Genomic DNA, 20063 nt, shown 5'->3' on the forward strand with positions numbered 1-20063 from the left:
AACCAACCCGTCTTCAATAAGTTGCTCCAAAATAAGTTTTTTTATATTCTCTACATTAATATCTAAGACATTATCATTATCTTCGTCTATGATAAAAATAGGGTGGTGCCTCATTTTTGTTGATGGCATCTAAATAACCCTCCCAAACTCGTGCCTATTGATAAATAATCCGATGACAATGTCGTGCAATTTATCCAGTTTAGAAAAGCAAATCGTCTTTCTCGCTAATCGCTTTATTCGTGTGCGCAACGTGAGATGCTTTCGTTCAATCGCTTGGGTATTTTGCTTTCCCACCAAATGTTTTGATTGAGGCAGGTGTCTTTCATAAGCACCCCAATCATCTGTATATTGGACTTTGGATAAATAAAATCCCTTGCCAGTTAGGACAATAATCAAAAAATGTGAGTTTCTAAATCTTAAGCTGTTTTTTGCAGCAATTCGTAGAATTGCTCAGGTGTAAAATTTATTTTATCCAACCATGATTTTACTATCCCAATCAAATCCTCTATTTTTTCAGGGTCTGAGTTTTGCGTCTTTTCTTCAGTCCTCTGAATCGTTTTAATTTTTGAGTTGCTATTTTTGAAAATAGCAGGATGTCGCGTGCGTTTCCCCTGCGTATCACCTTTGGTTCTGCCTTGCGGATTACCGCGTGGTTTGCAGAGATTAGCAGGCGTGCCAACGGTATCAAGCACCGTAGAAAAACCCCGTTGCGTTTGTGAAGGGGTCGCAGTTATTGATGGTTTTTCGTTATCCACTTGGAAGCTCGGCAAATACCGCTCCCATTTTTTCGGTAAAATCGGGGCAAGATTCCTCGCTAGATAAAGTTGCGTATACGCTAATGCTGTCATCCGCCACCAATCTTCTTCGTGCTTAACATCCGGTGTTTGGTATCGGTCAAATAACAGTTTGTCTTTACCAAAACGAAAGTAGTGTTCAATGTCATAGCGTCTATCGTAATAGTGATACGCTTCTAATGCTGTGATTTCATTACGTCGTTCACCAGCGAGTCCTAACCAGAGTGGATTTTTATATAAAGATTTACCGTTAGCATCAACCGCAACCAATTGCACAACAGTAACAGGATGCTCATATCCTTTAAATTGCTTTGAACCACGCAGTAATTGGTCACGCCATATTTTAATCTCCAATTGGTAAGTTTTGCCACTGCGGGTTGTAATGGGTTGCTGCACAATCTCATCGGATTCACGGTGAGTCGTGCTGTCGTTTAGTTTCATCGCATCACCATAGCGTTTTATACTTCCTGAGGTATTATCTTCTATTGATGCGGGCGCGAAAACATTACGGGTACTGTTAAAACGGAAAAGATGTACCCAATTGGGATTTTCGCTAACCAGTTTACGGCAAGCTTCTGTACCATATTTTGAATCAGCCACGCTAACCACCAATTTATGAGTAAGCGCTAAGTCTGCAATACAACGGTTAATTTGCTGCATCCCAACTACATTGCCTTTTTCATCGCTTTTAACGCGCCTCGTATCCAGTGGAACTAACCAATGCTTTTCTTGAGCTGCACCATCATTGGGCAATAGTGATACCGTTGAATATTCATGTCCAATGGTAATCGGTTTGTTACCCGGTGCTGGATTAGGGCTGTAAACCACATGGCGATCTTCAACACAGTGTGCACTTTGACGCGACTGTGGTGTCGTATCCGCAATAATGATCACACGGTCATCGCTATGACTCACATGTTCATATTGTATTTTCATCATGCTATCCCAACAATTTGCTACCGACAAACCATCGCTAATCGCATCGGTAATACTACTGTATTCACGTTCAAAGTATGGCGATTCACATAATTCTATGGGTGTTTTGCAGCGATGGCCATGGCTTGAAAGGGCATCGAGTAAATTCATATTGGCATCGCGTCGCGCGGGGAAGATGTTGTAGAGGAATGTACGGAATTGTTTTAGTTTTTCTGTCGCTAACATCGTTTGTTCCTTATTTTATTTTTTCGAACAAACGTTGTTTACAACGTAAAATTTTTTTTCGGTTTCTATGTCAAGCAATTTTTAATTATTTTTATAAATTTATCCAAAGTCCAATGTATAGTAAAAGTTGATATCAAATGAGCTCAGTTTTTCTTTCAGTGCTTTAAATGCTGAATCTTTTCTTGGACCAAAATGATAAGCTAACACCTCATGTGTATGGTGATCAATCGCATGCCAGAGCCAACGTTGATTCTGTTTATTTCGAACAAAACTCCACATTTCATCCAGCTCCGCTTCTTCAACTTGTACAACATTAACAGTAACAGACGCACCAAGTGATTCTTTTTCCTTTAAAAGTCGTGTATTGACGCTCTCTAAACCTTCACCCCTTTTTTTTAATTCACCAATAACAGTGTTAATGCTAATACGTAAAACGCGTGCAGTATCTCTGACGCCACTACCATTCATTGCCATATCAACTATTTTATCTTTAACACCAGGGGCACGAGCATTATGTGTGTAATCTAGAAGAAATGTATTTTTCTCACAAGCATTATTTTTACATTGAAACCTTTGCTTTCCTGTACTGCTGACGCCAAATTTTACAACCTCATGTAAACAGCAGCAGGGGCAAGCAACATTGATTCTTGCCATTCATGCAATCCTTATCCTAATGATTTTCTGAAATACCAAAATATATCACATCAACAAAAATGAGGCACTACCAAAAATAGTAGCAAACAAGGATGTGCCCGTGCTGGAAAAATCAGCAGGCCAACTAAAAAATGGATTTTTTATTCCATTTGCCAAGACTGGCATGAGAGACTTCAATTGTTTTTCTATTTTAAGATAAACATCCGCAGAATATCCTTTTCCTTTTTCACCATCATAACCTAATTTTATAAATATATTCTTTAGTTCATCAAAAAGAAGGTTAGGTAAATTAAAGGCCCTGTACTCAGTTTTAAAAAATTTAGTCAAATGATTTCTAACTGACTCAAACTCCAGAAAACCGAAATATCTATCCTTTGGGTTAATCATTGATACACCAAAACCAAGATCTCTCGCAATTTTAGAAAATGAATTATAAGTATGCACCCCTCCATGATCATTGAGCAGAGAAGCAAATGCCGCACTGACCTTTTTAGTCCTAACTAATGTCAGTAGTTGCTTTAAATTTTCCATTTCACCAAGAGTTAATAATTCAGAATTTAACCTATTATGCAAACCCTCTGAGCATTCCTTCAGCCCTTCATTAATGCTAAGTACCAACCTCTGCTTAACCTCAGGCAAAAGCAAGCTGTCTGAATGAGTAGAATACCAAAAGGCCAACTGAAGCTGCTCAGTTAAGTCAGAGACGTTAGCATATAACTTTTTATCAAAATGGCGTTCAAAATGTTTTTTAGCTACGTTTACAGTTTTTATTTTTTCTTGTTTATGAATATCCAACATGAGCAACTGCCTGCAAAGTTGGTCCAGCCAATCATCAGGCAATTCTTTTTTGATTTGATCTACACTCAGTTCTTTTTTTAAGGGGCAAAATTCAAATGCTTGCTCATTTAATTTTGGATCAAGATTATTTTTTATCCAACCTGACGGCATACAGTATCCCTCTTATTAGCCAATATAACACCCAGACTCGTCTCAATATTTGAAACAGATGCCAGAGTGCTCGATTTTTAATTCATTGAAATCGCTCAAATTGTCAGAAAAATCTAACAACTCTGTTTTAGTATCATCCCTTGAACTGCCTTCCATGCAAGTGAGTGTTTTTACCTGTCCGAAACAGATCCTTGAACAAAATCTGAAATCTCAGATTTAGGCAGCCAACAACATGTTCCAAAAAACATTATGCTTTAATGAAAAAAATACTAAACGTTAGGAGTTATTTGTATAAATATTGATGCGCGTTTATTGTTTGGGTTCTATAAAATTTTACTCTGTGAGGCATGTTATTTAATTAATGAACTATACAGTGGGCATAAGTGTATAAATTCTCGGAATTGTCAGTCCACCCACTATTACCGCTTTGACTGTCGACCTTGGAAAAAATGAATCTCAATCGGAAAATCTGAATTACGATTCCACGATAAACCATCATGACCCGACACATTATCCCACACCGGGGGCTCTGGAAGCAGCATCCCCGACCACGATGTCGCTGGTTTCACTTTCCATTTTGTTTCGGAGGCCGGGACAATAGTGATGCTCGAATACTCGCCATTACTGTTAATACAAGAACGTGCTCTTATCTTGCAAAAAGCAATCGTTAAAATCGTGTCATCATTCCATGTATCTATCTCATAACCGAGCTTCACATTACTTGTCTGCGGCGCTATCGCAAGTGCCAAGTAAGGGGGCTTAGCGGATAAGGGGGCTTAGCGGAATTCGGTCCGCTGACATTCACGGCTTGAACGACCCAAACATAAATCGTTTGTTTCGACTGATTATTAAAATGAAAATAATTAATGGTAGGATCTGCAATGACGGCATCAGCAAACGCCATCAATAAAATGATTATAATCAATAGCTTAACTTTCATGACACCGTCCCTGGATTACTATTCTCATCTCTATTATAGATAACTTCCTACAGCCAAGCTATCATACCTATATGACAGATTCATCAGATAAATTCACTGATTTTGGTTATCAACGGGTTCCTCTTCAAGAAAAGACTCAGAAAGTCGCGAGCGTTTTTACCTCAGTTGCTAACAAATACGACCTCATGAACGACTTCATGTCCTTGGGCATTCATCGTGCTTGGAAACAGTTCGCCGTTAATTTTTGCCACATCCGTCCTGGGCAGCGCATTCTCGACCTTGCCGGTGGCACCGGCGATCTCGCAGCGCGAATGAGCCCGATGGTTGGCGATACCGGCAAAATTATTTTAGCGGACATCAACAACGCCATGTTACAAACAGGACGCGACCGACTGATCGATCGCGGCATCGTTCGAAACGTTGAATTTATACAAGCGAATGCAGAAGCATTACCTTTTGACGACAACTATTTTGACCGAATTATTATTGGATTTGGCTTAAGAAATGTCACCGACAAAAATCAAGCGTTGGCCTCGATGTGTCGCGTATTAAAACCAGGCGGCTGCGCCATTGTATTAGAATTTTCGCACCCCACTCTCCCAGCACTGAAAACAATTTACGATCGGTATTCATTTAATATTTTACCTTGGCTTGGCAAACGAGTAGCCAACGATGAAGAAAGCTATCGTTATCTAGCCGAATCCATTCGCATGCATCCCGATCAAGACACATTAAAACACATGATGGAAAATGCAGGCTTTGAAGATTGCGATTATCGCAATCTAACCGGCGGCATTGTGGCGTTACACAAAGGATATAAATACTAATGATCGCATTTGCCCTAACTGGTTTAGAAAAAGCAATCAATGCCTATCTTAATTTAGATCAGGAAACCATAGCGAAAATTTCCAAGTTGAAAGGTAAAGCCATCGCAATAAAAATCACTGATTGGAATATTCATTTTTTTGTCCTGCCGCAATCACACGGTATCAAGCTCAACGATAAATACAGCGGCACAATTGATACTACGATTTCTGGAACTTTGTTTGGATTATTCAATGCCGGCTGTGCCAAGGGCAAGAATGAAGCCCTATTTAAAAATTCGGTCGACATCAACGGTGACACCGAACTAGGTGAATCCATTCGTGAGATCTTATCGAGTGTAGACATCGACTGGGAAGAACACCTTTCAAAAATTATGGGCGACGTGGTCGCACACAAAGTCGGCTTGGGAATCAGCAAAACACTTGAAATAGGCCGTCATGTCACCGATACGTTTCGCATAAATATTAAAGAATATTTACAGCGGGAATCCAAACAAGTACCCACGCCATCACAAGTCGAAAAATTCATTCAAGATGTGCATACCTTACAAAACGACGTGGATAGAGCCGAAGCACGGTTACATCGATTACTGGCGAAAAGGAACCTCAACACATGATTCGGCCCATACAACTGCTACGATTAATGCAAATTAACACGGTGTTAATACGACACGGCTTGAATCGCCCTGTCATTGGAAAACATTCCTCATTGCTACGTTGGCTAAGCTACTTCAATCCGTGGAGTTGGTCTAAAAAATCCAGACCACGCGGCGAGTCCATGCGATTGCTGCTGGAAGAATTAGGTCCGATTTTTGTTAAATTCGGACAATTATTGTCAACGCGTCGCGACGTATTACCCGATGACATCGCAGAAGAATTAGCAAAGCTGCAAGATCAAGTACCCCCCTTTCCCGGCGAGGATGCAGTAAAAATGATCGAAGCGGCCTACCGCAAACCGATCGACGAATGTTTTGCAAGCTTTGACAAAAAACCTTTAGCATCTGCCTCTATTGCTCAAGTGCATGCGGCAACACTACACGATGGCAGCCAAATCATCGTGAAAGTGTTACGACCCAACATCAATAAAATCATTCGCCGTGATATCGGACTAATGTATTTGGGAGCAAAATTAGCCAAGCGTTTTTGGCGGCACGGACAACGTTTAAAACCCGTTGAAATTGTCGCTGAATTTGAGCACACCATTTATGACGAACTCGATTTATTACGTGAAGCTGCCAACGCATCGCAACTGCGTCGTAATTTTGAAGACTCCGACAAAATGTACGTCCCTAAAATTTATTGGGATTATGCACAGCGCAACGTCATGGTCATGGAGCGCATTCATGGTGTCAGAATTTCAGACGTTAAAACGTTAAAGGCAGCCAACACAAACTTAAAAAAATTGGCAGAACACGGCGTTGAAATATTTTTCACACAAGTGTTGCGAGACAGTTTTTTCCATGCCGATATGCATCCCGGCAACTTATTTGTGGATCTTAACGATCCTGAAAATCCTGTGTATCTGGGCGTTGACTTTGGCATCATGGGATCTTTAAGTCCTTCTGATCAGCGTTACATTGCAGAAAACTTGCTTGCTTTTTTCAAGCGAGATTATCGTCAGGTTGCCGTTTTACACGTAGAGTCGGGCTGGATTCCCGCTGATACACGCGTCGATCAGTTTGAATCCGCGATTCGGACTGTCTGTGAACCCATTTTTCAAAAACCCTTAAAAGACATTTCATTCGGTCAGTTATTACTGCGTTTATTCCAAACGGCTGACCGATTTAACATGGAAATACAACCACAGCTATTACTGCTACAAAAAACTTTATTGAGTATTGAAGGCTTAGGCCGGCAACTTTATCCTGAGTTGGATTTATGGGCGACGGCGAAACCCATTCTTGAGCGTTGGGTTTATAAACAAAAAGGACTTCGCCACCTCGCTGAAATTGCCATCAAAGATTTCCCCGACGCTGCAGAAGCCATGTTGAAATCGCCAAGACTGGTGTTCGACGTGCTTCACGAAATCAATCTGCAACACCGCCAGCAGAAATACACACAACACACACCCAAGAAATCAAAGAAACATACTAATAAAAAGAGTTTTATTATTGGCACCGGTTTTGCTTTTTTAGTATCCGCCGTTGTCAGCTTTTTTGTGGCGACAACACCTATCGCAGCTTCATCGCCTTGGCAGTGGAGTGCATTTAGCTTAGGCGTGATATTATTGATTATTGGATGGACTCAACCACAACACAGCGAATAGCGGGCATGTATCGAATGGAATCGACAACAAACGTAATCAAAAATAAATTCTTTTTATTGCTGCTCGCCCTATTCATCTTTTTTCTACTAAACCCGCTCATTGGCACCAAAATCGCGAGCTTCTTTTTTGGTATATTCTTTACCATCATTTTACTGTTCAGCATTCTTGTCATCACACACAATAAATGGTTAATCATCCCGGCTGTTTTACTCGGGCTTCTCGTCTTCATGGGAGTCTGGTGGGGCCTTATTTATAAACCCATTAAGATTATAACGATAATTGAAACAGCAATCGCAGCACTTTTCTTTTTTGTGATCACGATAACAGTGCTATCATCAGTCATTAAAGATAAGACCATTACACTTAACACAATTCTCGGCGCCATTTCCGGCTACGTATTAATAACCTCAGTTCTGGATAACTGCGTATAAATTATTCTTTATATTGTTGGTTTTTATTCCTGGTTTGTTTGGTCGCCAAGAATAGGCAATTAGCGCTGCAAGGGTATTGACTAAAAAATTAATCGGACTACGATGACGCGAATGCTCAACATGATACAAGTTTTTCAACTGATCGATAATCGTTTCTACGATGCCACGTTGTTTTAGGAAAAACTTTTCAAATGCAGAAAGCATTTTGTTCTTCATATTTTTACGGACTTTTGTCACAAATTTTAAATCGTGTTTTGCCAAATCGTCCGCAAGATCTTTTCCAAGATACCCTTTATCGCCAGCGCCCAACCCCTTTAAATTAGCCATTAATTTTCTAACAACAGCGCGATCATCCACGTTCCCTTTCGTTAAACAAAAACGGATTAATTCCCCTTGATGATTAATCACAATATGTAGTTTAAAGCCGTAAACCCAGCCCATTGTGCTTTTACTGCGTTTAGCAATGCCTTTGAAAACCTTGTTTCGATAAATTCGTTTATTGTGGCATACGCGTAGTGTAGTTGAGTCAATATAATACAATCCCGTGTGTTTGCCCTTTCTCGAAAGCAAATAGGCGGCGAGCATCATTAGCGCTGCTGATTGGCAGGCGACAAAACGTGTGTAACTCAGCGCCGTAGGAAAATACTTCTTCATGTCTTGTAAAACACATCCACAATAAAAATCCTTAAATGTGCGATAGTGACTCATTTGAAACAACACAATGATGGTGCCAATTTCAGACAAGCTCATTTGCATCGCTCGATCTCGTTTTCTGTCTGGGTTCGGTAGCAAATACTTTGATTGACCTTTCAAATAATCCTTGCAAAAATCATCCATATCACAAAAAATCTCCGTGACCGGTGCCAACATGATTAACTCCTGTTACATTATTTAGCTGTAATTTTGGAGCTAAATTTTAGCGGTTCCGGTCTTTTTTTCAATTATTTCATTCACTTATTCCTTTTCTTATACAGAACTCAGGTTATGTTACTTTAACTACCATCGGCTATGGCGATATCGTTCCGATCGAAGGATATGCCAGAACGCTTTCCTGGATGGAGGCAGCGCTTGGCCAGATTTATTTAACCGTCTGGATTGCTCATTTAGTTGCCATGCACGTGGCAACAAGACATTCAAAACACGAATAGGATTGAGGAAAATTACGCGTTTCTTCCATCCCTTTGATCTTCCATAAATTGCCGACAGGCTTTATTTGTAAACCTTCAGACTTGATCTGACACTCCTGGTCAGTTAGAGTAAAATTTAATTGACCAACCTTAAACAACCAACACGAGGAGTGTCATTATGACCAGTGTATCCGAAAAGATTATCAAACCCAAATTAGGTTTACTAGAGCTGTCTAAACAATTGGGAAATGTTTCACAAGCCTGTAAGGTTATGGGTTATTCACGCGACAGTTTTTACCGTTTCAAAACACTTTATGAAAATGGTGGCGAAGAAGCACTCCATGATATGAGTAAGAAGAAACCGAATGAAAAAAATAGAGTGCCGCTACATGTAGAAGAAGGGGTAATTGCTTTGGCTATTGAAAACCCAGCGTTAGGTCAGGCACGTGCGGCCAATGAATTACTGGCGCGAGGCATTATCGTATCGAGCAGCGGAGTTCGTTCGGTGTGGCTACGTAATGATCTAGAGACTTTTAAGAAGCGACTAAAAGCGCTTGAAGCGAAATCGGCGCAAGACGGTATGTTATTAACGGAAGAACAATGACAAGCATTAGAAAAATCAAAACGAGAAAAAGAAGCGCACGGCGAGATTGAAACAGAACACCCAGGTTATTTAGGTTCTCAGGATACGTATTATGTTGGCACGATGAAGGGCGTTGGCCGTATTTATGAGCAGACTTTTGTCGATACCTATAGCAGAATCGCTTTTGCGAAGTTATACACGGAGAAAACAGCGATGACGGCAGCTCATTTATTAAATGAACGTGTATTGCCATGGTTTAATGAGCAAGGTATCCGATTGCTGCGTATGCTCACGGATCGCGGGACGGAATATTGTGGAAAAATTGAGAACCACGCCTATCAACTTTATTTAGCAGTTGAAGACATTGACCATTCGAAAACACGCGCACGTTCTCCGCAGACCAATGGTATTTGTGAACGTTTTCATAAAACGATTAAACAAGAATTTTATGATGTTGCTTTTCGAAAAAAAATATATCGTTCCCTAGAAGAATTACAACAAGACGTTGATGCGTGGATCAAAACATATAATGAGGTCAGGCCCCATTCCGGCGAGCGTTGTTATGGAAAAACACCCATGCAAACTTTTCTTGATGCAAAGCATTTGGCACAAGAAAAAGAATTAGATAAACTATGTAAAACTATTCCAAGCGTGTCGGCAGATGAATTGAATAAGGCGCACAGTAATCACGACACGCAACTGGTAGAGGAGTAATTAGAATCCGATTTATCGGACAGAAAATATGTCCGATAAATCTCAACTGTCAGATCAAGTCGAGAGTTCTACACTTTATTTATCAGTTGCTGATATTTTCCTGGTTGCCCTTGAAACCATGCCAGCACATCGGCATCCATGCGAATAGAGATTTGTTGCTTTTTGGGACGAAAATAAACAAGGTCCGGATGATTCGCTGTCTGTTTAGTGTGTTCCGATATTTCTTGCAGTTTTTCCGTCAACTCTGTTGATACTCTTAAAGCGGATGCTTCCGATTCAATACGTTGCGTCTTGGGACGAAGTTTGATGGTAGGCTTGGCCATGTCCGTATCACTCCTTTGAATGACTAAATTGTATATATGGTTATTATCTTATTCATTCCATGGATTTTCAATAGTGATTTCGTTTAGTCCGATCCAACCGTCGATAACCTATCGCTTCTTGCAGATGAATTTTCTCGATCTTTTCCCGACCATCCAGATCGGCAATGGTTCGCGCGAGCTTTAAAATGCGATAATACGCTCTCGCCGAAAGTCCAAGCTGGTTAATTGCTTTTTCTAATAAAGTACGCTCATCTTGAGATAGTGCACAATATTTTATTACAGCATCACCGAGCAACTCTGCATTAGCTTTCCCACAGCGTTTGGTTTGAAGGTCACGTGCACGCAAAACACGATGACGCACCGCCTCACTCGACTCACTGTTTTCAGTGTTTGCATTCAACAAATGACTCATCGGTAACGGTGGTATCTCCACATGCATATCAATTCGATCAAGCAACGGGCCCGACAATCGCGCTTGATAACGCTGCACGTGTTCAGACGTGCAGCGACAACGACCATTGGGATCACCGTGATATCCACAAGGACAGGGATTCATGGCAGCCACGAATTGAAAGCGTGCAGGAAAATGAGCCTGATATGCCGCTCGGGAAATTGTCACCGCACCCGCTTCCATGGGTTCGCGCAAAGATTCCAACACATGTCGACTAAACTCAGGCAACTCATCCAAAAATAATACACCATGATGCGCTAAAGAAATTTCACCGGGGCGAGGCGGACTGCCGCCACCCACCATCGCCACACTCGACGCACTGTGATGCGGGGATCGAAACGAGCGCACACGCCATCGATTATTATTAAAACCACTACTGCTAATTGAATGTACCGCAGCAACTTCTATTGCTTCATCCGTTGTCATCGGCGGCAAAATTCCTGGCAATCGAGTCGCCAACATCGTTTTACCAGTTCCCGGTGGCCCCATTAATAATAGACTGTGACCACCCGCCGCTGCTATTTCGAGAGCACGTTTACCTTGCATTTGTCCTTTCACATCCTGAAGATCGGGATAAAAACATTGAGTTGCTGTGTGTTGAGAAATGACCCGCGGCAATTTTTTTAGATCACGCAAATGCGCACAGACATCGAGTACATGTTTTGCAGAATAAATTTGAATCCCTTCAATAAATGCTGCCTCTGCTGCGTTATCAGCAGCAATAATTAAGCGACGATTGATGTTTTTACTGGCAATTGCAAATGGCAGCGCTCCTTTAATGGGACGCAATTCACCTGACAATGCTAACTCACCGGCAAATTCATATTGGTTTAATTGATGCAGTGGAATTTGCTCTGAGGCAGCTAAAATACCGAGCGCAATCGCTAAATCAAAACGCCCCCCTTCTTTAGGTAAATCCGCAGGCGCTAGATTTACAGTGATGCGACGCACAGGGAATTCTAATTCACTATTAATAATAGCACTGCGAACCCGATGACGACTTTCTTTAACAGCGGTTTCAGGCAAACCGACTATCGAAAAACCCGGCAAGCCCTTCGATAAATGCACTTCGACTGTAACAGGCGGCGCCATAATACCCGCCGAAGCCCGACTATGAATAATGGCTAATGACATGGAACCAGTGACTACTGACCTTCGAGCTCGTTGAGCTTTTTCTCGAGACGCTCCAACTTAGCGCGCGTGCGCTCTAACACCTTAGTTTGAGCATCAAATTCTTCACGCGTAACCAGGTCCATTTTGTTGAATGCACCTTGTAGTACGCTATGAAAATTCTTCTCAACGTCTTTCGGTAAGTTTTTTACACCGGGTGGCAGCGATGCCATGAGACGCTTAACAATATCATTGACGTGTTTTGGATCGAACATGAATAATTCCTTTCTTAATCAATTATAAGCTATTCTCATTTATATTACATTCCTTACCTTTGTGAAATACCGGGGTTGTCGGCAGGCCTTCTATTGGCTCCGTACTCTATCTTCACCTATACTGTGAGCCTGTCTCATTTACAGATAACAAAGGTCACCTATGCTTATTGATAACATTCTCCAAGCCGTTGGCAACACACCCTCTGTTAAATTTCACCGTATCGGCAAAGACTTACCGTGTGAGTTCTATGGAAAATGTGAGTTTCTTAATCCAGGCGGATCAGTAAAAGACCGAATCGGCATCGCCATGATCGAAGCGGCTGAGCGCGACGGGAAGATCAAGCCCGGGGATACATTGATTGAACCGACCTCTGGCAATACCGGTATTGGCATCGCATTGGCCGGCGCTGTCAAAGGTTATAAGGTGATTATCACCTTGCCGGAAAAAATGAGCCATGAAAAACAGGTAGTATTAGAGGCTTTGGGCGCAACGATTTATCGCACACCCACCGAAGCAGCTTGGGATGATCCCGAAAGTCATATTTCATTAGCAAAACGATTGAATGAACAAATTCCAAATTCGCATATCCTCGATCAATATTCGAATCCTGAAAATCCTAATATTCATTATGAAACCACCGCACAAGAAATTTTAGATGACATGAGCGATCAATTAGCCATGGTTGTCATGGGAGTCGGAACCGGCGGCACCATCACCGGCATTGCCAAAAAATTAAAAGAAGTGAACCCTGCCATTCAAATTATCGGTGTCGATCCCATCGGCTCCATTTTAGGTGGCGGCAATGAAGTCAAACCTTATTTAGTAGAAGGTATTGGTTATGATTTCTTTCCCGAAGTGTTGGATAATAGTTTAGTGGACGAATACGTTAAAACTAATGATGAAGATTCTTTTTTAATGGCACGACGCATCATTAAAGAAGAAGGGTTATTAGTCGGTGGATCCTCTGGTGGTGCTGTGTGGGCTGCGCTGCAAGTCGCAACACGATTAAAAAAAGGTCAGCGCTGTTTAGTTATTTTGCCGGATTCTATTCGTAACTATTTAACAAAGTTTGTTGATGATCATTGGATGAAGGAACAACATTTTTTATGACACAATCTATTTCCCTTCAATCCGATAATTTATAAACAAGAGTGAGAATTCTCGATGGACGATACTGATAATAATAAAAAAATTGCAACTCGCGTAATCCACGCTGGCCAAAAGCCGGATCCTTCTACAGGCGCCGTCATGACACCGATCTATGCCACGTCAACGTACGTCCAAAAAAGTCCGGGCGTGCACCAGGGATTTGAATACTCTCGTAGCCAAAATCCCACTCGCATGGCATATGAGCGTTGCGTTGCAGATCTTGAGTCTGGAAAACAGGGTTATGCTTTTGCTTCCGGAATGGCTGCGACGGCGACCATTCTCGAATTATTAAAACCGGGCGATCATGTATTAGTCATGGACGATGTTTACGGCGGCAGCTACCGATTATTTGCCAACGTGCGCACTCGATCAGCCGGGATTAAATTTTCCTTCATCGATTTTACCGATGCTTCAAAAATCGAAGCCGCTATCCAGCCGAATACTAAAATGATTTGGGTGGAATCCCCTAGCAATCCAATGTTAAAAATCGTCGATTTAAAAATGGTGGCGGACATTGCGCGCAAACATCATTTAATTGCCGTTGCCGATAATACGTTTGCCACACCTATTATTCAGCGCCCAATCGAACTCGGTTTTCATATCGTCACACATTCTGCGACTAAATATTTGAATGGACATTCCGATGTCGTAAGCGGTGTTACCGTCGTGGGCGAGGACCCTGCTGCGCTCGGCGAACAATTAAAATATTTACAAAATGCCATCGGCGGCATTGCGGGACCCTTCGATAGTTTTTTGGTGTTACGCGGTTTAAAAACATTGGACGTGCGTATGCAGCGCCACTGTGACAATGCGATGGAATTAGCAAAGTGGCTAAAACATCACAAAAAAGTGGCTGAAGTTTATTATCCCGGTCTGAAAAACCATCCACAATATAAATTAGCAAAACAACAAATGACACATTTCGGCGGTATGATTTCCGTCGCTTTAAAGTGTGATCTTTATGAAACCAAAAAAGTGTTAGAGCGTTGCGAGGTGTTCACGCTCGCTGAAAGTTTAGGTGGTGTCGAAAGTTTAATTGAACATCCTGCGATCATGACTCACGCTTCAGTCCCAAAAGAGCAGCGCGATGCATTGGGTATTACAGATGGATTGATTCGTTTGTCTGTAGGTATTGAAGACGTTGAAGATTTGCGAAAGGATTTAGAACAAGCTTTGCAGTAAGTATTTCAATTGCTATGTATTGCTGTCCCTAGCTGATTAATGTCGTCCATTATCATTATCAAGCGTGTCGCGATGCTCGTGATAGATTATTGCCATCCCTGTCAATAATCGACTCGCAATACGCGACAACTTAAATAGCCGCGGACGTCCTCGTCGCCCGCGCTCCGCGACCTCACGGCTCGACTACGCACGGGCTCTCAAATGACTTGACGGCTCGTAAAGATTTTTTGCAGTCGCTTACGCTCGGCAAAAAATCCGAGCCTACCGCGGAATACGCGCCTTCGCTTCGCTCTCCATGGCGCGCATCGTTAGCAATGGCCCAGCCATCCTTGGCTCGACTTAATAATTATTTTGCTGCATCTTGTCCTGACACACGGTTATGTTCTGCTGGTGCAGCTTGATGCTGAGGGTTCACAACAATCACCGGTTGAATGATTTCAGGAGCGAATCCAAATCCAACGTTATCCCAAGGCGCCATGAATTCATTCATCTCTCGCATTTGTCGGTCCACGGATCTGTTCATGGTCCAAAACATGTGACTCATGTAACGTGCTTCGTGCACTTGTTCGTTACGAATGCGTTTGTAAAGTGCGTCCGCTTCTTGCTTCGATAATTTTTTTCCATTTTTATATGCAACGACGTCAATCGAAGGCTTACCATTATTATCATGTTCCGTACGAATAAAAATGGTTTGAATATTTGGGCTATAAAAAGCTTGCATGACTTTTCGATATTGATCGCGATTAATCCAACCTACTTTGCCATCGCTCGGATCGCCGACTTTAACCCATTCGCCACGACGGAAAATTGGAATCAAGCGATGTGACGGACTCACTTTCTGCACCACATTCGCATTCGAATGCGGTTCCGCATAAACAAGAATCAAGTCACCCTCTTTTACCGCGGCGGGTTTTTCTGCATGATGTTCGGCGTTTGCAAACCCAATAGGAGTTATCGATAGACAAAATACTCCCAAAATTAACATGACTAGACGCATATTTCTTTCCTCCTAATACTAAGCATTCAAATTTTTATTCCACCATCTCAAAATCGCGTTTTGAGAGAAGCACTTTTTATTAAAATAAAATTTCGATAATGTATTATACTGCTGGATCCATATCAGTGCCAATTTCGTCGTGCCCTCTGCACCCACTCATAACCCAGCTCAAATAGTTCAGAAGCCGTTGATGCAACTAAATATTTTACTCTTTCTGAATCGGAACTTTGCTCAAAGCTTGCATCGATTGCCGAATCTATTGCCGCTTTCACCATCGTTTTGTCGACATTCATGTCGGTACAGCCAATCAAACCTAATACCGATAAATTCACCACAAACAATAACTTAACTGCGGGCTTTATCCATCGTGACCGTCTGCTAGACTTCGGCCAATATCCAAATGGGCTCAATGCGATGTTCGTCGGTATTTTACGTTTCATTGGAATCTCCTTGAATGCACTCTTTACGTTCTCCATTTTAGATATCTTAAAACTTCTCTGAAGACGATACAAGCCCCCCGTCCTGCTGATCAAAAATTTTCATAGCACAAAAATATAATTATTTTCAATTGGTTATTTTTCATTTTAGGGCTATCGGCTTCGGATTTAACTCAGCAATTCAATCGTTTCGATGAAGGAGCTAAAGGCAAAATTTTGAAAAATAAGTGCATTTTTTCGAGAATTTTATTAGTATGGTCCAATTAATTCTTCTCCCATGAGAAAAGATTATTTTGTTTAAGTTTAAGGAAGATAAAACCAGACATGCAACATACAGACATTTTTACATCCGAATCAGTCTCTGAAGGCCACCCCGACAAAATTGCTGACCAAATTTCTGATGCGATTTTAGACGCGCTAATCGCACAAGATCCTAATTGTAGGGTTGCCTGCGAAACGGTTGTGAAATCTGGCATGGTTTTTATTTCGGGTGAAATCACCACCAATGCCTGGGTCGATATGGAACAGATTGCTCGGGATACTATTTTAGAAATTGGCTACGATAACCCAGACATCGGCTTCGACGGAGAAACCTGCGCGGTTCTTACAGCCATTGGGAAACAATCACCTGATATTTCAAGAGGCGTTGATCATCGTGAGGATCATGAGCTAGGTGCCGGCGATCAAGGCATGATGTTTGGATACGCATCGCATGAAACCGATGTCTTAATGCCAGCTCCCATTACTTATGCACATCGCCTCGTTCGGCGCCAAGCACAATTGCGTAAAGAAGGTGTATTAACCTGGTTACGTCCCGATGCAAAATCGCAATTAACATTAAAATATGACCATGGAAAACCCGTGGGTGTCGATTGCATTGTTTTATCAACACAACATAATCCTGATATTACTCAAGAAGATTTAACCGAAGCCGTCATCGAAGAAATTATTAAGCCCGTTATCCCTAAGCATTGGATCGATAAAAATACTCGTTTCTACATCAACCCAACGGGTCGCTTTGTTATCGGCGGACCCGTCGGTGACTGTGGGCTAACCGGTCGTAAAATCATCGTGGACACCTATGGCGGCATGGCTCGACATGGTGGCGGTGCCTTTTCCGGCAAGGATCCCTCTAAGGTTGATCGCTCAGGCGCTTATGCAGCACGTTATGTGGCTAAAAACATTGTCGCTGCTGGTCTCGCTGATCGCTGTGAAATTCAAATTTCTTATGCAATTGGCGTTGCCGAACCTACTTCTATTTTTGTTGAAACATTTGGGACTGGAAAGATTGATGACGCTCGAATCGCAGAACTCGTGACAGAGCATTTCAATTTACGCCCTGGGATGATTATCAAAGAATTGGATTTATTACACCCGATCTACAAACCCACTGCAGCTTACGGACATTTTGGTCGCGAAGAACCTACATTCGGTTGGGAAAAAACTGACAAAGCTGAAATGTTACGCGAAGCAGCCGGACTTGCTGCAGTCACTGACTAACCATGGATTTAACGATGGAAACAAACACTATGACTCAAGATTTTCAAATCGCCGATATTAATTTAGCCGATTTCGGTCGAAAAGAAATTCAAATCGCTGAAACCGAAATGCCAGGGCTGATGGCGTTACGCCAACAATACGCAAAATCACAACCTTTAAAAGGTGCACGCATTGCGGGTTGCATCCACATGACGATCCAAACGGCCGTTTTGATCGAAACACTCGTGGCATTGGGTGCTGAAGTGCGTTGGTCTTCTTGTAACATTTTTTCAACACAAGATCATGCCGCTGCCGCGATGGCAAAAGCGGGCATTCCTGTTTTCGCTTGGAAAGGCGAAACGGAAGAAGAATATTGGGACTGTATTGCGCAAACACTGGATGGACCAAACGATTGGCATCCCAATTTATTGTTGGACGATGGCGGTGACTTAACGCAATACATTCACGAAAAACGTCCAGAATTAATCAAAGATATCAAAGGCATTTCAGAAGAAACAACGACTGGCGTGCATCGACTTTACGAAATGCACAAGAACAACACGCTTAAAATGCCTGCGATTAACGTTAATGACTCCGTCACAAAATCAAAATTTGATAACCTCTATGGTTGTCGAGAATCGTTAGTCGATGCACTTAAACGCGCTACCGATGTTATGCTCGCCGGGAAAAAAGCCGTTGTGTGCGGCTATGGTGATGTGGGTAAAGGCTGCGCGCAAGCGCTACGCTCTTACGGCGCAACCGTTTATATCACCGAAATCGATCCTATCTGCGCATTGCAAGCATCGATGGAAGGTTATCGTGTCGTCACTATGGACGAAATGGCTGCTCAGGCTGACATATTCGTCACTGCAACGGGCAATAAACACATCATTACTCACGATCACATGGCACAAATGAGAAACGAAGCCATCGTCTGCAATATTGGTCACTTTGATTTAGAAATCGATGTGGCCTCCTTAGAAAAATATGAATGTGAAAATATCAAGCCACAAGTCGATCATGTCATTTTTCCCGATGGGAAACGCATCATTTTATTAGCACAAGGCCGCTTAGTGAATTTAGGCTGCGCAACCGGCCACCCTAGTTTTGTGATGTCTACCTCGTTTACCAACCAGGTCCTGGCACAAATAGAGTTATGGCTGCATACCGAAAAATATCCCGTTGGCGTCTACGTGCTACCAAAAAAATTGGATGAAGAAGTCGCGCGATTACATCTTGCACACGTCGGTGCTAAATTAACGACTCTAACCGCAGAACAAGCAAAATATATTGGCGTTAGTCAAGAAGGCCCATTCAAACCCGAACATTATCGCTATTAGTTTGCAGAGGAACCTTTACTGATAAATTCTCCAAAATTGTTAGGGTCGGCTCGTATTGATTTAACGTGTAGAAATGCAATCCCGGCGCGCCACCCTTAATTAAAGCCTCACAGAGCTTGCTCACGACCTCGACACCAAATGCTCGAAACGAATTCTTATCGTGACGATACGCCTCAAGACGCTTTAATAACCAAGCGGGTATTTCTGCACCGCACAGATTTGAAAATCGCAATAATTTTTCACAACAGTGGATCGGCATAATCCCAGGTATGATCGGCGCATCGATGCCAACTTTCTGGCAACTCTCCAAAAAATAAAAATACGCATCGGGGTTGAAAAAGTATTGCGTAATGGCATCATTCGCCCTTGCATTGATTTTATGCTGAAAATTTTCAATGCCCACAAAAATATTGCACGACTGCGGATGAAATTCCGGATAAGCTGCCACACTGATATGGAAATGGTTACCCGTTTCATGTTGAACGAATCGAACTAATTCATCCGCATGCTGAAAATCACCGCTATCAGGATTCACATCTTCAGGCAAATCACCGCGTATCGCAACGAGATGACTCACGCCCCACTCAATATAAGTATCCAAAACTTGTCGAATGGACTTTTTTGACATTCCAATACACGTTAAATGTGGGGCAACTTCGATGTGTTTTTCAAGCAATAATTTGACTACGTGAAATGTTTTATCTCGATTTGAACCACCGGCACCGAAAGTCACGGAAAAATAGTCCGGTTTAAACGTGCTTAATTGATCACACGTTAGACCTAAGTCACGAATTTTTTCGACGGTATTTGGTGGAAATAGTTCGAAGCTAATCGGAATAGTGGTTTTAACATCCATGTTCATCTCTCTCCAAATTAT

20 protein-coding genes and 2 pseudogenes are annotated in these 20063 nt (G+C 42.1%); 10 read left to right on the forward strand and 12 right to left on the reverse strand.

Features of this window, described 5'->3' with window-relative positions; translation table 11 throughout:
* Window positions 1-129: 129 nt before the first annotated feature.
* The 5 genes and pseudogenes from ACJMKR_RS11465 to ACJMKR_RS11485 all read right to left on the reverse strand — a co-directional run.
* Window positions 130-345, reverse strand: a pseudogene (locus ACJMKR_RS11465) (IS1 family transposase); the annotation flags it as partial.
* A 71-nt stretch (window positions 346-416) separates the two neighbouring features.
* Complete coding sequence (locus tag ACJMKR_RS11470) at window positions 417-1955, reverse strand: transposase (RefSeq protein WP_423062352.1); 1539 nt, start codon at window positions 1953-1955, stop codon at window positions 417-419.
* A gap of 99 nt (window positions 1956-2054) precedes the next feature.
* Complete coding sequence (locus tag ACJMKR_RS11475) at window positions 2055-2609, reverse strand: IS1 family transposase (RefSeq protein ID WP_423063174.1); 555 nt, start codon at window positions 2607-2609, stop codon at window positions 2055-2057.
* Window positions 2610-2654: 45 nt separating this feature from the next.
* A complete protein-coding gene (locus tag ACJMKR_RS11480; RefSeq protein ID WP_423063175.1) occupies window positions 2655-3557 on the reverse strand; it encodes a hypothetical protein in 903 nt (300 codons plus the stop codon).
* A gap of 733 nt (window positions 3558-4290) precedes the next feature.
* A complete protein-coding gene (locus ACJMKR_RS11485) occupies window positions 4291-4497 on the reverse strand; it encodes a hypothetical protein (protein WP_423063176.1) in 207 nt (68 codons plus the stop codon).
* A 71-nt stretch (window positions 4498-4568) separates the two neighbouring features.
* Here ACJMKR_RS11485 and ubiE point away from each other — a divergent pair, with 71 nt between their 5' ends.
* The 3 genes from ubiE to ubiB are packed head-to-tail and all read left to right on the forward strand — an operon-like array spanning window position 4569 to window position 7587.
* Entirely contained in the window at window positions 4569-5324 is a 756-nt protein-coding gene (gene ubiE / locus ACJMKR_RS11490) for a bifunctional demethylmenaquinone methyltransferase/2-methoxy-6-polyprenyl-1,4-benzoquinol methylase UbiE (protein ID WP_423063177.1), read from the forward strand.
* Entirely contained in the window at window positions 5324-5938 is a 615-nt protein-coding gene (locus tag ACJMKR_RS11495) for a ubiquinone biosynthesis accessory factor UbiJ (RefSeq protein ID WP_423063178.1), read from the forward strand. The genes ubiE and ACJMKR_RS11495 overlap by 1 nt, the downstream gene beginning before the upstream one ends.
* Entirely contained in the window at window positions 5935-7587 is a 1653-nt protein-coding gene (gene ubiB, locus ACJMKR_RS11500) for a ubiquinone biosynthesis regulatory protein kinase UbiB (RefSeq protein ID WP_423063179.1), read from the forward strand. The genes ACJMKR_RS11495 and ubiB overlap by 4 nt, the downstream gene beginning before the upstream one ends.
* A 407-nt stretch (window positions 7588-7994) precedes the next feature.
* On the opposite strand, the gene ACJMKR_RS11505 is transcribed toward ubiB, so the two are convergent.
* A complete protein-coding gene (locus ACJMKR_RS11505; protein WP_423062298.1) occupies window positions 7995-8888 on the reverse strand; it encodes an IS982 family transposase in 894 nt (297 codons plus the stop codon).
* A 155-nt stretch (window positions 8889-9043) separates the two neighbouring features.
* On the opposite strand from ACJMKR_RS11505, the gene ACJMKR_RS11510 reads away from it, so the two are divergent.
* Together ACJMKR_RS11510 and ACJMKR_RS11515 are read left to right on the forward strand one after the other, a co-directional pair.
* Window positions 9044-9166: a hypothetical protein gene (locus tag ACJMKR_RS11510; RefSeq protein WP_423064251.1), complete on the forward strand. Its 123-nt coding sequence runs from the start codon at window positions 9044-9046 to the stop codon at window positions 9164-9166.
* Between the two features lie 157 nt (window positions 9167-9323).
* A pseudogene (locus ACJMKR_RS11515) lies at window positions 9324-10442 on the forward strand (IS481 family transposase).
* Between the two features lie 68 nt (window positions 10443-10510).
* Here ACJMKR_RS11515 and ACJMKR_RS11520 read toward each other — a convergent pair.
* From ACJMKR_RS11520 to ubiK, 3 genes are all read right to left on the reverse strand, one after another.
* Window positions 10511-10765, reverse strand: a complete 255-nt coding sequence (locus ACJMKR_RS11520; RefSeq protein ID WP_423063180.1) for a BrnA antitoxin family protein — start codon at window positions 10763-10765, stop codon at window positions 10511-10513.
* Between the two features lie 67 nt (window positions 10766-10832).
* Complete coding sequence (locus tag ACJMKR_RS11525; RefSeq protein ID WP_423063181.1) at window positions 10833-12350, reverse strand: YifB family Mg chelatase-like AAA ATPase; 1518 nt, start codon at window positions 12348-12350, stop codon at window positions 10833-10835.
* Window positions 12351-12361: 11 nt separating this feature from the next.
* Window positions 12362-12601 carry a ubiquinone biosynthesis accessory factor UbiK gene (ubiK, locus tag ACJMKR_RS11530; protein ID WP_423063182.1) on the reverse strand — a complete coding sequence of 80 codons (240 nt, stop codon included), beginning with the start codon at window positions 12599-12601 and terminating at the stop codon, window positions 12362-12364.
* Window positions 12602-12761: 160 nt separating this feature from the next.
* Between ubiK and ACJMKR_RS11535 the strand changes: the two genes are divergently transcribed.
* The 3 genes from ACJMKR_RS11535 (at window position 12762) to ACJMKR_RS11545 (ending at window position 15334) form a co-directional block, all read left to right on the forward strand.
* Window positions 12762-13712, forward strand: coding sequence for a pyridoxal-phosphate dependent enzyme (locus tag ACJMKR_RS11535; RefSeq protein ID WP_423063183.1), 951 nt, complete (start codon window positions 12762-12764; stop codon window positions 13710-13712).
* A gap of 54 nt (window positions 13713-13766) precedes the next feature.
* Window positions 13767-14933 (forward strand): trans-sulfuration enzyme family protein, encoded by a 1167-nt coding sequence (locus ACJMKR_RS11540; protein WP_423063184.1) that lies wholly within the window; start codon window positions 13767-13769, stop codon window positions 14931-14933.
* A gap of 206 nt (window positions 14934-15139) precedes the next feature.
* Complete coding sequence (locus tag ACJMKR_RS11545; RefSeq protein ID WP_423063185.1) at window positions 15140-15334, forward strand: hypothetical protein; 195 nt, start codon at window positions 15140-15142, stop codon at window positions 15332-15334.
* Here the strand turns inward: ACJMKR_RS11545 and ACJMKR_RS11550 are convergent.
* Window positions 15280-15930 (reverse strand): SH3 domain-containing protein, encoded by a 651-nt coding sequence (locus tag ACJMKR_RS11550; protein WP_423063186.1) that lies wholly within the window; start codon window positions 15928-15930, stop codon window positions 15280-15282. The genes ACJMKR_RS11545 and ACJMKR_RS11550 overlap by 55 nt on opposite strands.
* Window positions 15931-16052: 122 nt before the next feature.
* Window positions 16053-16370: a hypothetical protein gene (locus tag ACJMKR_RS11555; RefSeq protein WP_423063187.1), complete on the reverse strand. Its 318-nt coding sequence runs from the start codon at window positions 16368-16370 to the stop codon at window positions 16053-16055.
* A 321-nt stretch (window positions 16371-16691) separates the two neighbouring features.
* Between ACJMKR_RS11555 and metK the strand changes: the two genes are divergently transcribed.
* Both metK and ahcY read left to right on the forward strand, forming a co-directional pair.
* Window positions 16692-17867, forward strand: coding sequence for a methionine adenosyltransferase (gene metK / locus ACJMKR_RS11560; RefSeq protein WP_423063188.1), 1176 nt, complete (start codon window positions 16692-16694; stop codon window positions 17865-17867).
* A gap of 2 nt (window positions 17868-17869) precedes the next feature.
* Window positions 17870-19186, forward strand: a complete 1317-nt coding sequence (gene ahcY / locus ACJMKR_RS11565) for an adenosylhomocysteinase (protein ID WP_423063189.1) — start codon at window positions 17870-17872, stop codon at window positions 19184-19186.
* On the opposite strand, the gene metF is transcribed toward ahcY, so the two are convergent.
* Entirely contained in the window at window positions 19161-20042 is an 882-nt protein-coding gene (gene metF / locus ACJMKR_RS11570) for a methylenetetrahydrofolate reductase [NAD(P)H] (RefSeq protein ID WP_423063190.1), read from the reverse strand. The genes ahcY and metF overlap by 26 nt on opposite strands.
* Window positions 20043-20063 lie beyond the last annotated feature (21 nt).

This window comes from Candidiatus Paracoxiella cheracis, assembly GCF_049348705.1.
Classification (GTDB): Bacteria; Pseudomonadota; Gammaproteobacteria; order Coxiellales; family Coxiellaceae; genus Paracoxiella; species Paracoxiella cheracis.

Excerpts from the sequence above, each read along its gene's own strand:
- ahcY (WP_423063189.1), top strand. The coding sequence starts at position 17,870 with ATGGATTTAACGATGGAAACAAACACTATGACTCAAGATTTTCAAATC.
- ACJMKR_RS11480 (WP_423063175.1), bottom strand. The coding sequence starts at position 3,557 with ATGCCGTCAGGTTGGATAAAAAATAATCTTGATCCAAAATTAAATGAG.
- ACJMKR_RS11520 (WP_423063180.1), bottom strand. The coding sequence starts at position 10,765 with ATGGCCAAGCCTACCATCAAACTTCGTCCCAAGACGCAACGTATTGAA.
- ACJMKR_RS11485 (WP_423063176.1), bottom strand. The coding sequence starts at position 4,497 with ATGAAAGTTAAGCTATTGATTATAATCATTTTATTGATGGCGTTTGCT.
- metF (WP_423063190.1), bottom strand. The coding sequence starts at position 20,042 with ATGGATGTTAAAACCACTATTCCGATTAGCTTCGAACTATTTCCACCA.
- ubiE (WP_423063177.1), top strand. The coding sequence starts at position 4,569 with ATGACAGATTCATCAGATAAATTCACTGATTTTGGTTATCAACGGGTT.
- ACJMKR_RS11495 (WP_423063178.1), top strand. The coding sequence starts at position 5,324 with ATGATCGCATTTGCCCTAACTGGTTTAGAAAAAGCAATCAATGCCTAT.
- ACJMKR_RS11540 (WP_423063184.1), top strand. The coding sequence starts at position 13,767 with ATGGACGATACTGATAATAATAAAAAAATTGCAACTCGCGTAATCCAC.
- ACJMKR_RS11470 (WP_423062352.1), bottom strand. The coding sequence starts at position 1,955 with ATGTTAGCGACAGAAAAACTAAAACAATTCCGTACATTCCTCTACAAC.
- ACJMKR_RS11475 (WP_423063174.1), bottom strand. The coding sequence starts at position 2,609 with ATGGCAAGAATCAATGTTGCTTGCCCCTGCTGCTGTTTACATGAGGTT.
- ACJMKR_RS11550 (WP_423063186.1), bottom strand. The coding sequence starts at position 15,930 with ATGCGTCTAGTCATGTTAATTTTGGGAGTATTTTGTCTATCGATAACT.
- ubiB (WP_423063179.1), top strand. The coding sequence starts at position 5,935 with ATGATTCGGCCCATACAACTGCTACGATTAATGCAAATTAACACGGTG.
- ACJMKR_RS11525 (WP_423063181.1), bottom strand. The coding sequence starts at position 12,350 with ATGTCATTAGCCATTATTCATAGTCGGGCTTCGGCGGGTATTATGGCG.
- ubiK (WP_423063182.1), bottom strand. The coding sequence starts at position 12,601 with ATGTTCGATCCAAAACACGTCAATGATATTGTTAAGCGTCTCATGGCA.
- metK (WP_423063188.1), top strand. The coding sequence starts at position 16,692 with ATGCAACATACAGACATTTTTACATCCGAATCAGTCTCTGAAGGCCAC.
- ACJMKR_RS11555 (WP_423063187.1), bottom strand. The coding sequence starts at position 16,370 with ATGAAACGTAAAATACCGACGAACATCGCATTGAGCCCATTTGGATAT.
- ACJMKR_RS11505 (WP_423062298.1), bottom strand. The coding sequence starts at position 8,888 with ATGTTGGCACCGGTCACGGAGATTTTTTGTGATATGGATGATTTTTGC.
- ACJMKR_RS11535 (WP_423063183.1), top strand. The coding sequence starts at position 12,762 with ATGCTTATTGATAACATTCTCCAAGCCGTTGGCAACACACCCTCTGTT.